We start from the raw sequence: 15,148 nt of genomic DNA, 5'->3' as shown, positions 1-15,148 counted from the left end.
ACCTATAGAATATTTATAAAAAGACAAACAATAGGTCATACTAACAATAACTGACAAATACTATTAAACAAGATAAGAGTTTTTGGTGGATGCCTTGGGTCTAGTAGTCGAAGAAGGACGTGATTACCTGCGATAAGCCTCGTTTAGCTGGAAATAAGCAACGATACGGGGATTTCCGAATGGGGAAACCTAATTGAGCTAATCCTCAATTATCATTTTGATGAATCCATAGTCAAATGAAGAGACACGCTGTGAATTGAAACATCTCAGTAGCAGCAGGAAGAGAAAATAAAGAATGATTCCCTTAGTAGTGGCGAGCGAACGGGGAAAAGCCCAAACTAGCACTTGTTGCTAGGGTTGTAGGACTGCTTATATAAAGTTACAAAAATTACACATAGCAGAATAAGTTGGAATGCTTAAACATAGAGGGTGAAATTCCCGTAAGTGAAATGTGTAATTCTTTTAGCAGTATCCTGAGTAGGGCGGGGCACGTGAAACCCTGTCTGAATCTGCCGGGACCACCCGGTAAGGCTAAATACTAACTAGACACCGATAGCGAACTAGTACCGTGAGGGAAAGGTGAAAAGAACCCCGGGAGGGGAGTGAAATAGATTCTGAAACCAATTACTTACAGTTAGTCAGAGCCCGTTAATGGGTGATGGCGTACATCTTGCAGAATGGACCGGCGAGTTATGTCAACATGCAAGGTTAAGTGGAATAAAGCGAAGCCGTAGAGAAATCGAGTCTGAATAGGGCGCTTTAGTATGTTGATATAGACCCGAAACCAGGTGATCTATCCATGAGCAGGTTGAAACTTAGGTAACACTAAGTGGAGGACCGAACCGTAGTACGCTAAAAAGTGCCCGGATGACTTGTGGATAGGGGTGAAATTCCAATCGAACTTGGAGATAGCTGGTTCTCCTCGAAATAGCTTTAGGGCTAGCGTGTAATGTTAAGCGATGGGGGTAGAGCACTGAATATGGAATGGCGGCGCCTAGCCGTACTGACTATAATCAAACTCCGAATACTATCGTGTACTATTATGCAGTCGGTACATCGGTGATAACGTCGATGCACGCGAGGGAAACAACCCAGATCGTCAGCTAAGGTCCCAAAATTGTGTTAAGTGAGAAAGGTTGTGGAGTTTCTTAAACAGCTAGGATGTTGGCTCAGAAGCAGCCATCGTTTAAAGAGTGCGTAATAGCTCACTAGTCGAGAGACTCTGTGCCGATAATTCAACGGGACTAAAACACAATACCGAAGCTACGGGCAGAAATGCGTTAGAGGAGCGTTCTAAGGGCATTGAAGCTAGACTGTAAAGACTAGTGGAGCGCTTAGAAGTGAGAATGCCGGTATGAGTAACGATTCAGAGTGAGAATCTCTGACGCCTATTGGGGAAGGTTTCCTGGGGAAGGTTCGTCCACCCAGGGTTAGTCGGGTCCTAAGACGAGGCCGAAAGGCGTAGCCGATGGACAACAGGTTAATATTCCTGTACTTTCTTGAATGTGATGGAGTGACGGGGGAGGATAGTTTTACCACTTACTGGATTGTGGGGTAAATAATGACGGGGTTATGTAGGCAAATCCGCATAGCTTAACCTGAAGTTATAATGCATAGTGAAAGGGCAACCAAGTAGCGAATTAAATGATTTCATACCTCTTAAAAAAGCTTCTAACTTAAATTCTGTGAAACCCGTACCAAGAACGGACACACGTCCCCAAGATGAGTATTCTAAGGCGAGCGAGAAAACCAATGTCAAGGAACTCTGCAAATTCATCCCGTAAGTTCGCAAGAAGGGATGCCCATGGTAACATGGGCCGCAGTGAATAGTAAGGGGGAACTGTTTATCAAAAACACAGCTCTATGCTAAGTCGTAAGACGATGTATATGGGGTGACTCCTGCCCAGTGCCCGAAGGTTAAGCAGAGGTGTTAGCATTTGCAAAGCACTGATGTGAAGCCCGGGTGAACGGCGGCCGTAACTATAACGGTCCTAAGGTAGCGAAATTCCTTGTCGGCTAAATACTGACCTGCACGAAAGGAGTAATTATCTCTTAACTGTCTCGACATTGGACTCGGTGAAATTATGGTTCCGGCGAAGACGCCGGAGACCCGCATCTAGACGAAAAGACCCCGTGGAGCTTTACTATAACTTCATATTGGAGTTTGATTTAACATGTGTAGGATAGGTGGGAGACTTTGATACAAGGACGCTAGTTCTTGTGGAGTCGACGTTGAAATACCACCCTTGTTACGTTGAACTTCTAACTTATTGCCATTATCTGGCAAGAGGACAGTGTGTGGTGGGTAGTTTGACTGGGGCGGTCGCCTCCCAAAGGGTAACGGAGGCGTTCAAAGTTACACTCAGTACGGTCAGAAACCGTATTAAAGAGCATAAAGGTAGAAGTGTGATTGACTGTGAGACCTACAAGTCGAGCAGGTGCGAAAGCAGGACTTAGTGATCCGGCGGTTCTTCGTGGAAAGGCCGTCGCTCAACGGATAAAAGCTACCCCGGGGATAACAGGCTTATCTTTCCCAAGAGATCACATCGACGGGAAGGTTTGGCACCTCGATGTCGGCTCATCGCATCCTGGAGCTGGAGTCGGTTCCAAGGGTTGGGCTGTTCGCCCATTAAAGCGGTACGCGAGCTGGGTTCAAAACGTCGTGAGACAGTTTGGTTCCTATCTGATGTGGGCGTTGGAATATTGATGAGAGCTACTCTTAGTACGAGAGGACCGGAGTGGACGTACCGATGGTGTTCCAGTTGTTCTGCCAAGAGCATAGCTGGGTAGCCAAGTACGGCAAGGATAACCGCTGAAGGCATCTAAGCGGGAAGCCTCCTCAAAGATGAATATTCCCTTTAAATTCCTTATAGACTATGAGGTTGATAGGCTGGAGGTGTAAGTGTAGTAATACATTCAGCTGACCAGTACTAATAAATTGAGTGGTTTAATAGTAAAACTATAGATTGAAATAAATATGTCTTATTCAGTTTTCAGAGAACAATATTTAAACTCCTTAAAAGGAGTTTTTTTATTTTATATAGCGTTTTATATGTTATAATTACTTGCGCAATATATGAAGACAGTAACAGCTTAACGCTTAATATGTTACCTAGTATGTTTACTTTTTTCACTTTGATATTGCATAATTATAAAATAAGGAGGACCAATGAGTGCTTTAAGAGAAGCTAAAAATTTAGTTGTAGAAGAAATTACTAAAAATTTAAAAGAATCAAAAAGTCTTGTTGTTGCAAACTATAAAACTTTAGATGTTATTAGTTTACAAACTATTAGAGAAGAATTACAAAAAGCTGGTGTACTTTTAAAAGTTTATAAAAATAGATTAGTTAAACACGCAACTAAAACTCTAGGTTTTGAAAGTATTAATGATTCATTAGTTGAACAAAACATTTTTGCTTTTTCTAAACAAGATGATTTATCTGCTATTAAAACATTAGTAAAATTTCAAAAACAATATCCTTCATTAAAGATTGTTTCAGGAATATATGAAGAAAAAGTAGTTGATGCTAAAAGCTTAATTGAAATAGCAAAACTTCCTTCATATGAAGAATCATTAATGATTTTAGGAAATTCACTAATAAACCCACTAAGAAATTTAGGTATTGGTTTAAATATGTTAATTGAACAAGGAAAAATTAAATCAGAATAATTAAAGGAGAAATTTATTATGGCAAAATTAACAAAAGAAGAATTTATTTCAGCATTAAAAGAAATGAACATTAAAGAAGTAATGGAACTAGTTAATGGATTAAAAGAAGAATTTGGAATTGATCCTACCGCAGTTGTAGCAGCAGCAGCTGCACCTGCTGCTCAAGCTGCAGAAGAAAAATCAGAATTTAATATTAAATTAAAATCAGATGGTGGCAACAAATTAGCTGTAATTAAAGCAGTTAAAGATTTATTAGGTTTAGGCTTAATGGATGCTAAAAAACTAGTTGAATCTGCTCCTGTTGTTTTAAAAGAAAATGTTAAGAAAGAAGAAGCAGAAAACATTAAGAAAGCTTTAGTAGAAGTTAAAGCAGAAGTTGTTTTAGAATAAATAAAATTTTAAAAAAGGCTTTTATAAAGCCGCTTTTTCTATTTTAATACACATACGTGCGTATTATATAACAGATCAACTTAAAACTGAATACTAATAAAACATCTATTTTGATGTTAAAACAAATTATTTAATGTTGCATGAGGTAAGATAAATGTTAAACAAAACAAAATACGAAATTAGAAAGTTTGGACCAGTAACAGAAAGACGTGACTATTCTATTAGTCAAAAAAAATTTGATACTCCTGATTTTTTAGAAATGCAAAGAGAATCAGTAGAAAAATTTTTAACAACTGGAATTGAAACTGAACTAAGAAGCATTTACCCAATCGAAACCAAAGACAAAGTTAGAATTGATTACATTAATAATACAGCTCATTTTGAAATGCCTAAAAAATCAGAATTTGAAAGCATTAAAGAGGCAAAACAAAAAGGTTCATCATATGTTGGAAAGTTAAAAGCAAAGCTAAGACAAACCAATATTCTTACCGGAGAAGTAGAAGACGCTGAAGTTGTCTTTGCAGAAATTCCTATTATGACTTATGGTGGTTCCTTTGTTATTAATGGTTCAGAAAAAGTTATAGTGTCTCAATTGATTAGATCAACTGGGGCATATTTCGGTATTGGCGTTAGAAATAAACAAGCTAATGACTTATTTAACAAAGTTGAGATTATTCCACAATTAGGTTCATGAGTAGAAATTTATCATAAAATTACATCTAACTCAATTGATGCAGTTAAAATTCATATCGATAAAAATAAATCATTTTATTTAACTATTTTCTTAAAAGCATTAGGCTTTACTAAAAATGGTATTTATGAAATGTTTGGAAAGGTTCCTGAATTAAAGGAAACTTTTAAGAAAGATAAAATCATTGGTGAAACACCAGAAGAAACTATTCGTGAAGCACAAGAAGCAATCTATCGATTAATCAGAAAAGGCGATAGAATGACTCCTGAAAGTGCCAAGAATTTAATACCTTCAACTTTATTTAATGAAAAAAGATATAACTTAACTGAAACAGGTAGATTTACTTTAAATAGAAAATTAAATGTCATGGAAAGGATTGCTAACTCTTATTTAGCACAAGATATTTTTTCAATTAATGGTGATTTACTTTATCAAAAAAATGAATTTATTGATTGAGAAAAAGCTAGAAAAATTCATGAAGAGTTCAAGCAAGGAATTATTCCTATGAAAAGATTACCTGATATCAATGAAGATGCTTATGGTAATCAATTAGATGTCATTGGAAATGAAAAACTTGCTAATCGTTTATATGTTCCAGCAATTGAAATATACCCAACTGAAAATGATATGAATTATGATAAAAAAGTATTGGTGCTAGGAAACGATCCTAATTCTACAGAAAACTTTTTATTAATTCCAGATTTAGTTGCTACTATTTCATATTATTTCAATCTTTTAGAAAAAGTAGGATTGGATGATGATCCAGATTCACTTATTAATAAAAGAATTGTTACAATTGGTGAATTACTTCAAAACCAATTTAGAATAGGTCTTATCAAATTAGAAAAAAATACAAAAGAAAGAATTTCTGCTAAAGATATTGACAAAATAACACCTAGAAATGTAACAAATAACAAACCTATTTTTAATCAATTTAAATCATTTTTCAACACTTCTAAATTATCACAATTCATGGATCAATGTAATCCACTTGCTGAAATTTCAAATAAAAGAAGAATTACTTCACTAGGACCAAGAGGTCTTAATAGAGATACTGCTCAATTTGAAGTTCGTGATGTTCACCCAACACATTATGGAAGAATATGTCCAATTGAAACTCCAGAAGGACCAAACATTGGTTTAATTTTAAATTTGGCATCATTTGCCCAAATTGATAAATATGGTTTTATTCAAACACCATATTTTAAAGTAAATAAAAGTATTGTAGATTTTACTAAACCAGTTTATTTAACCGCAATAGAAGAAACCGGTTATAGTTTTGCACAATCAACTGTTCATATTGATTATGACAAGCAAAATAAAGAATATAAAATAACAGATCCAAATGTTATGGTTAGACGTGATAATGAATATATTGAAGTATCAGTTAATGAAGTAGATTTTATTGGGGTAAGTAATAGACAAATGACTTCCATTGCTGCTTCAGCAATTCCTTTTTTAGAGAATGACGATGCTAACCGTGCTCTTATGGGTTCTAATATGCAACGTCAAGCAGTTCCAGTAATTTATCCTGAAGCTCCATTAGTTGCTACTGATGTTGAAGCTGATATTGCTAAATATTCATCTACAAATATTCGTGCTAACAAAGATGGTATAGTTACATATGTTGATTCAAGTATGATTAAAATTTTACCTACTGGATCATCCAAAACTGAAATTTACTATTTAAGAACATTTGAAAGAAGTAACCAAGGTACTTTGATTCACCAAATTCCATTAGTAAATGTTGGCCAAGAAATTAAAGCTGGAGATTTATTAGTTGACGGGCCTTCTATGAAAAATGGTGAGCTTGCTTTAGGAAAAAATGTTTTAGTTGGTTTTAGTACATGACATGGTTATAATTATGAAGATGCTGTTATTCTTTCTGAAAGATTAGTAAAAGATGATATTTATACTTCAATACATATTGAAGAACAAACTATTCAATTTAGACATTCAAAAGCAGGAGAAGACATATTAACAGATGATATTCCAAATGCTTCAAATTATTCTAAGAGATTTTTAGGTGAAAATGGAATTGTTCGTGTCGGTTCTGAAGTTAGTGCCGGTGATATTTTAGTTGGAAGAACTTCACCAAAAGGAGAAGAAAATCCTACTCCAGAAGAAAAATTAATGGCAGCAATTTTTGGTCAAAAAACCGCTTCTCGTAAAGATACTTCATTAAAAGTTAAACACGGACATAATGGTACTGTTGTTGCTGTTGAAGTTTTAAGTCGTGAATATGGCGATCAATTAGAAGATGGCATTGAAAAAATCGTTAAGGTTTCTATTGCTCAAAAACGTAAAATTAAAGTCGGCGATAAAATGGCAGGACGGCATGGAAACAAAGGGGTTGTATCAATAGTTTTACCAGTTGAAGAAATGCCATATTTAGAAGATGGTACTCCTCTTGACATGGTTTTAAATCCTCAAGGTGTGCCTTCTCGTATGAATATTGGACAAGTATTGGAACTTCATTTAGGATTAGCTGCTAAAAAAATGGGAATAAAATTTGTTACTCCTGTTTTTGATGGAATAACCCATAATCAAATTAAAGACATTTTAGAAGAAGCTGATTTACCTTCTGGTGGAAAACAATATGTATATGATGGCCAAACAGGTGAAAAATTTGATCACCCAATTTCGGTTGGTGTTATGTATATGTTAAAACTATATCACATGGTTGATGATAAAATGCACTCTCGTTCAGTGGGTCCATATTCACTTATTACTCAACAACCACTTGGAGGTAAAAGCCAAAATGGTGGTCAAAGATTTGGAGAAATGGAAACTTGAGCAATTGAATCATATGGTGCTTCAAATGTTCTACAAGAATTATTAACATATAAATCTGATAATATAGCTGGAAGAAATCAATTATATAATGCTTTAGCGACTAAAACACGCTTGCCAAAACCTGGAATGCCAGAATCATTTAGCGTATTGGCATATGAGTTAAGAGGATTAGGAATTAAATTAGAAGCTCATGAAAAAAATGCTAATGGAGAACTTGATGAGCAAGATAATCGTGTTGATACTAAATACTATCAAGAAATTGAAGGAGGAGCTGAATAATGAAAAAAAGTAGAAAATATGCTACTCTTGATGAAGATAAAATTTCTAAAATATCATTAGCATTAGCAACTCCTAATGATGTTGAAAATTGATCACATGGTGAAGTTACTAAACCTGAAACAATTAATTATAAAAGTTATAAACCTGAACGTGGAGGTTTATTTGATGAAATAATTTTTGGACCAATGATTGATTATCGTTGTCCAGTTTGTGGTCATAAGTATAAAAAAATCAATGAGGGAAGTTTTTGTAATAAAACCGAATTATGTAAACAAGAACATGTAGAAATATTGCCAAAAATTTCTCGTAGAAATCACATGGGACATATTAAACTAAATAGTCCTGTTGTCCATTTTTGATATTTTAAAGTTGACCATTCAATTATTTTTAAATTATTAGGGTTAAGAGTTGGTAAAAATCATGAAGCAGTAAGAAGAATTGATTTAGAAAACTTAATTTACTATAAAAGTCATATTGTTTTAGAAAGTGGCGGTCTAAAAGCCCTACCTAAAAATCAAATTATTGATATTAATGAAGCTGCAGTAATTTATCGTGATGCTTTAACAGAATTACTTGCTCGTTTTAAAGAAGATTCTGAAGAATATGAAGATATAAAAGAAATTCTTGATACTCTTATCGAAAAAGCTACTTCTAAAATTGGTCAAGACTATGGAATTGATTTTTATGAAATTAATGAAGTTATTGAACATTATTCTGAAGCAAAAATCGGTACTGGTGCTATCGCTATTGAATATTTATTAAAAAACTTGGACTTACAAAAAGAAAAAGAATTTGTAACTAAAGAAATTAATAAAATTAATGAAGAAGAACTTAAAAATACTAATAAAGTTACCTCAAATTCAAAACAAAATCGTGAAAAATTATATAAACGTTTACAAGTAATTAATGCTTTTATTGAATCAAAACAAGAACCTACAAGCATGTTAATTTACAATTTACCTGTTATTCCAGCTGATTTACGTCCATTGATTCAACTTGATGGTGGACGTCATTCAACTAGTGATATCAATGAACTTTATCGTCGTGTAATCATTAGAAATAATCGTTTGAAACAATGACAAGATAAGGACGCTCCTACTTTAGTTATTCAAAATGAACTTAGAATGATTCAAGAAGCAGTAGACGCTTTAATTGATAATCAAAGAAGAAGTCCAAATCCTGTTCTTTCAAAAGATAATCGCCCTTTTAAATCAATTAGTGATGCCTTAACTGGTAAAAAAGGTCGTTTTAGACAAAATTTATTAGGAAAACGTGTTGACTATTCAGGTCGTTCAGTTATTGTTGTTGGTCCTAACTTAAAAATGCATCAATGTGGTATTCCTCGTGAAATGGCTGCAAAATTATTTGAACCTTGAATTATTGCTCGTTTAATTGAAAAAGAAATTGCTACAACTATTAAAAATGCTAAAAAAATGATTGAAGATCAAAATCCTGTTATTTGACCTCACATTGCTGAAACAATTAAAGGAAGATTAGTTTTACTTAACCGTGCTCCTACTCTTCACCGTCTTTCAATTCAAGCATTCGAACCAGTTTTAGTTAGAGGAAGAGCAATCAAATTACATCCACTTGTTTGTACACCTTTTAATGCTGACTTTGATGGTGACCAAATGGCAGTTCACGTTCCTATTTCTGAACAAGCTTTATTAGAAAGCCGTGAACTTATGTTAGCTAATAAAAATATTCTTGGTCCAAAAGATGGTGAACCCATTATTAATCCAAGTCAAGATATGATTTTAGGAATTTATTATCTAACAATTGAAGAGGATAATGCATTAGGTGAAGGTAAAACATTTGATGATTATGATCACATGATGCGTGCTTTTGAAGCTAAAAAAGTTTCACTTCATGCTCGTGTTGCTTTACCTGCAGACCAAGTTAAAGATTTAAAATTGTTTAATCCTAGAGAAAAAAGACAATACATAATTTCAACAGTTGGTAAATTTATTTTCAATAATATTTTTCCTAAGTCATTTCCATTTTTCTTTGATAACAATGTTAACAAAGTAAATTCTTTAGAAGAATACAACACTAAATTCTTAAAATATGTTGTTCCTTCTGGTACTAATATTCATGATTATATTAAATATGAACTTCCTATCCTAGAAGCATTTAACAAAAAAAATATTGCAAAAATTATTCGTTATGTTTTTGATAAATATGTTGCAACTATTTCATTACAAGATGTTGCAGAAGTAATTGAAAAACTTAATGATGTAGCATTATTAGATGTTATTACAAGTTTCATAAAATTAAAAAATTATGAAGGAAAACCAATTGACCGAGAACATGCTATTCTTTTAGCTGCATTTACTAAAGAAGAAGTAGATAAATTAATTAGTAAAAGTAGAGAAAGAGTTCAAGAGAACTTGGATATCCCTCTAAGTCCAGAAGAAAAAGCAGAAATATTAGATAAAGTGTGATTTAGATATACTAATATTGTTGCCTCAATTCTTGATCAAATTAAAGAATTAGGATTTCACTATTCAACTATTTCTGGTATCTCAATTTCAATTGCTGATATTTTAGAAACAGACAAAAAACAAGAATATATTAAAGAAGGCGATGACTATATTGCTCAACTTAGAGAATATTACAATAAAGGTTTCATAACTGATGATGATAGATATTCACTAACAATCAAAAAATGATCTGAAATTAAGGATAAAATTCAAGCAGAATTGCAAACTATCATTAAGCAAAATCCAAAAAACCCTGTTATTACTATGATAAATTCTGGTGCTCGGGGAAACATTTCTAACTATGTTCAATTAGCTGGTATGCGTGGTCTTATGGCAAATAATACTAAGACTACTAAAGCTGATGCTAAAAATGATAGAGTTGTTCGTAGTACTGTTGAAGTACCGGTTAAATCTTCATTTATTGAAGGTCTTACTGCCTTTGAGTTTTATTCTTCTACCCATGGTGCCCGTAAAGGTCTTACAGATACAGCTCTTAACACTGCAAAATCTGGATATTTAACTAGAAGACTAGTGGATGTTGCTCAAAATATTGTTGTTAGAGAAGAAAATTGTGGTTCTGATTATGGTTATGTAGCTAGAAATATTGTAGATACTAAAACTAAACAAATTATTGTTCCTTTAAAAGAAAGAATTATAGGACGTTATACCAATAAACCAATTTTTAACAAAAGCAATGCTCAAATTATTGATAGAAACACTTTAATAACTGAAAAACTTGCTCAAAGAATTATTGATGAAGGTATTGAAGAAGTAGAAATTCGTTCAATTTTAGGTTGCAACACCCGTAATGGTGTATGTAAAATGTGTTTTGGTAAAGACCTTGCTACAAATAGAGTTGTTAATATTGGTGAAGCTGTTGGTATTATCGCTGCTCAGTCTATTGGTGAACCTGGTACACAACTTACCATGCGTACTTTCCATACAGGTGGGGTAGCCGGCGTTGAAGATATTACTGGTGGTTTTACTCGTTTAATTGAATTAATTGATGCTCATGAACAACCTTGAGGTCGTCCTGCAGTTATTTCTCCTTATTGTGGTAAAGTTGTTGAAATAGCTAATGAAGATAAAGATGCTAATAAATATATTGTAACGATTGAATTTAGAAACTATAAAGGTAGTTTATTGAAGAGAAAAGTATTTGTTGAAACAAATAAAAAATTACGTGTTAAAGAAGGGGATTTAGTAAGAATTGGTCAAAAACTTTCTGAAGGACCAGTAATATTACGTGATTTACTTGCTTTAACTGACACTTTAACTGTTCAAAATTATTTATTAAAAGAAATTCAAAGAATTTACCGTATTCAAGGTATTGCAATTAGTGATAAATATATTGAAATTATTGTTAGACAAATGATGTCAAAAATTACTATTTATGATCCTGGTGATTCGAAATTTTTTGCTGGAGCAATCATCGATATTTTTGATTATGAAGAAGAAAATTCACAATTACTTGCAAAAGGAATGCGTCCTTCTTATGGTAAGGTAGTAATTAAAGGAGCAAAACAAGTTCCATTATTATCAGATTCATTCCTAGCAGCTGCTTCATATCAAGAAACTAGCAAAATTTTAGTACATGCAGCAATTTCATCAAGAAATGACAATTTAGAAGGATTAAAAGAAAACATTATTGTTGGTAAAAAAATCCCTGCCGGTACAGCTTTATATCCTTTCGAAGATCGTTCTAAATATGATATACGTCCTTCAATAAAATATTTTAAACATGAGGATGAACTTTCAGAAGATGAAATTAACTTCACACCAATTGATTTAGATGCTTATCGTGAAGAAATTGATAATGAAATTAATCAAGAAGAAGCTATAGCAGTTGAAGACGAAGAAAATGATGATTATTATTCAGAAAATTTAAATGAAGAATAACCAATTAAATAATTAAAAAAAATGCAACACTTTGCTACAACAAAGTGTTTGCTTTTTTATATAATAAATAATCATGAATGACAAAATTATCGTAAAAGGTGCTAAAGAAAATAATTTAAAAAACATCGATGTAATAATTCCAAGAAACAAATTTGTAGTATTTACAGGATTAAGCGGTTCTGGAAAAAGTTCTCTTGCTTTTAATACTATTTATGAAGAAGGAAGAAGAAGATACGTTGATAGTTTATCTAGTTATGCACGTCAATTTTTAGGTGGTACTAAAAAACCAAATGTAGAAAGTATTGAAGGTTTAAGCCCTGCTATTTCAATTGAACAAAAAACAGTTCATAATAATCCTAGAAGTATTGTAGGAACAGTTACTGAAATATATGATTATTTTAGATTATTGTATGCAAGAATTGGTAAACCTTATTGTCCTAACCACAAAATTGAAATAACTGCTCAACGTTCTAAAGATATTATTGATTCTGTTTTTAAGTATCCTAATAATGAAAAAATTTATATTTTATCACCAGTTGTTACTAATCAAAAAGGTACTCATCAAGTTTTACTTGCTAAATTAAAAAGAGATGGATTTTTAAGAGTAAAAATAAATGATGAAATTTTTTCACTTGATAAAGATATTACTCTTGATAAAAACAAAAAATGAACAATTGAAATTATTATAGATCGTTTAGTTTTAGATAGTGATATGCATGCTAGAGTTAGTGAGGCAATTGAAATAGCATTAGAATATTCTAATGGTCTTGTTACAATTGAAGCACCTGATAAAAACACAAAACAGTCATTTTCAATTTATCATAGTTGTGAACATGGCGATTTTGATATGCCTAAAATAGAGCCAAAATTATTTTCATTTAATGCTCCTTCAGGAATGTGTGAAACTTGTAAAGGTATTGGTGTTTTACAACAAGCTGATATTTCTTTAATCATTCCAGATGATTCACTTAGCATTAATAAAGGTGGAATAAAATACTTTAAAAACTTGGTTAATACTTCTAATTTAGAGTGACAAGAATTTAAAAAAATGCTGGAATTTTATCATATTGATTGTGATAAACCTTTATATGATTTAACTGAAGAAGAACTTAATATTATTAAATATGGATCTTATGAAGACATTACTTTTAGATTAGTAAGTGAATCAGGAAATATTTTTGAAAGAACTAAACATATTGAAGGAATAATTGAAAAATTAGAACGTAAATATGTTGATACTGCTTCTGAAGAAGCAAGAAATTATTACAAAAAATATTTAGCTGAAAGTCCTTGCCCAAAATGCAAGGGAATGCGTCTTAATCCTTATGCTTTAGCAATAAAAATAGCAAATTTAAACATTTATGAAATGTCGAACAAATCTATTGATGAAATTTATGAAATACTTGCTAAACTAACTTTAACTGATATAGAAAAAGAAATTAGTGAACTTATTCTAAATGAACTTAATCATAGATTAAAATTTTTAATTAATGTAGGATTACAATATTTAACTTTAAATCGTAAAGCGGAAACTCTTTCTGGTGGTGAAGCTCAAAGAATAAGATTAGCAACTCAAATTGGTTCTAATCTTACGGGAGTTTTATATGTTTTAGATGAACCTTCAATAGGACTTCATCAAAAAGATAATCAAAAATTACTTAATTCATTAAAACATATGGTTACTATTGGTAATAGTTTAATTGTAGTTGAACATGATGAAGACACAATTAGACAAGCTGATTTTATTGTTGATATAGGACCTCTTGCTGGTGAACATGGAGGAAAAATCATAGCAACTGGTTCAATAGAAGATATTGAGAAAGTAAAAGAATCAATTACTGGTAAATATTTAAGTGGTGAATGTAAAATCGAAATACCAAAAACTAGACGAAGTGGAAATGGAAAAGTTTTAACATTAAAAAATGCTAAGACAAATAATTTGCAAAATTTAACTGTTTCATTTCCATTGGGTAAATTTATTGCCGTAACAGGTGTTAGTGGTTCAGGTAAAAGTAGTTTGATTAATCAAGAACTTGTAAATAATTTAAATCAATATTTAAATAGTCAATCTTATGATATTCGTGAAGATAGTAAATTAATTGGTCAATTAAATGTTGATAAATTAATTCAAGTTACCCAATCACCTATTGGTAGAACACCTCGTTCAAATCCTGCTACTTATACATCAGTTTTTGATGATATTCGTGATATTTTTGCTAACGTAGAAGAAAGTAAAATTAGAGGATATATTCGTTCTCGTTTTTCATTTAATGTTCCCGGAGGAAGATGTGATAAATGTCAAGGTGATGGTGTTATAAAAATTGAAATGCATTTTTTACCTGATGTTTATGTTATGTGTGATCATTGTGAAGGTAAAAGATACAATTTAGAAACATTGGAAATAAAATATCATGGCAAAAATATTAATGATGTTCTAAACATGACTATTGAACAAGCATACACATTCTTTATTCAAAGATCTAAGATTAGAGATAAATTAGAAACTCTTATGGAAGTGGGACTCGGTTATATTACTTTAGGTCAAAGTGCAACTACACTTTCTGGTGGTGAAGCTCAAAGAGTTAAGTTGGCAACTTACTTACAAAAAAAACCTACTGGAAAGTCAATTTATGTTTTAGATGAACCTACAACAGGTCTTCATTCATATGATATTAGTAATCTTTTAAAAGTATTAAATAAAATTGTTGATAATGGTGATACTGTAATTGTTATTGAACATAATCTAGATGTTGTTAAATGCGCTGATTATATCATCGATTTAGGACCCGATGGAGGTTCTGGAGGTGGCAAAATAATTGTCACAGGTACACCCGAACAAGTTGCTAAACATAAATATTCTTATACAGCAGAATATCTAAGAAAAATTTTAGGTGACTAAAGATTTGGATTTGTTTTTATTTATTAAAAATGCATTATAAT

General features: G+C 32.1%; 5 protein-coding genes and 1 rRNA gene. All 6 read left to right on the top strand.

All coding sequences use genetic code 4. From position 1 onward, the window contains the following. The first annotated feature begins 61 nt into the window (after positions 1-61). A 23S ribosomal RNA gene (locus tag ACLFP3_RS02650) occupies positions 62-2,955 on the top strand. A 214-nt stretch (positions 2,956-3,169) separates the two neighbouring features. Continuing rightward, entirely contained in the window at positions 3,170-3,670 is a 501-nt protein-coding gene (gene rplJ, locus ACLFP3_RS02645) for a 50S ribosomal protein L10 (RefSeq protein WP_412031414.1), read from the top strand. Between the two features lie 18 nt (positions 3,671-3,688). Further along, positions 3,689-4,060: a 50S ribosomal protein L7/L12 gene (gene rplL / locus ACLFP3_RS02640; protein ID WP_412031413.1), complete on the top strand. Its 372-nt coding sequence runs from the start codon at positions 3,689-3,691 to the stop codon at positions 4,058-4,060. A 154-nt stretch (positions 4,061-4,214) separates the two neighbouring features. Next, entirely contained in the window at positions 4,215-7,826 is a 3,612-nt protein-coding gene (locus ACLFP3_RS02635; RefSeq protein WP_412031412.1) for a DNA-directed RNA polymerase subunit beta, read from the top strand. Further along, a complete protein-coding gene (rpoC, locus tag ACLFP3_RS02630; protein ID WP_412031411.1) occupies positions 7,826-12,208 on the top strand; it encodes a DNA-directed RNA polymerase subunit beta' in 4,383 nt (1,460 codons plus the stop codon). The genes ACLFP3_RS02635 and rpoC overlap by 1 nt, the downstream gene beginning before the upstream one ends. Before the next feature lie 73 nt (positions 12,209-12,281). After that, positions 12,282-15,107, top strand: coding sequence for an excinuclease ABC subunit UvrA (uvrA, locus tag ACLFP3_RS02625; RefSeq protein ID WP_412031410.1), 2,826 nt, complete (start codon positions 12,282-12,284; stop codon positions 15,105-15,107). Positions 15,108-15,148 lie beyond the last annotated feature (41 nt).

Source organism: Metamycoplasma buccale (genome assembly GCF_046774455.1).
GTDB lineage: Bacteria > Bacillota_I > Bacilli_A > Mycoplasmatales > Metamycoplasmataceae > Metamycoplasma > Metamycoplasma buccale.
This window is presented reverse-complemented; position numbering and strand designations above follow the sequence as displayed.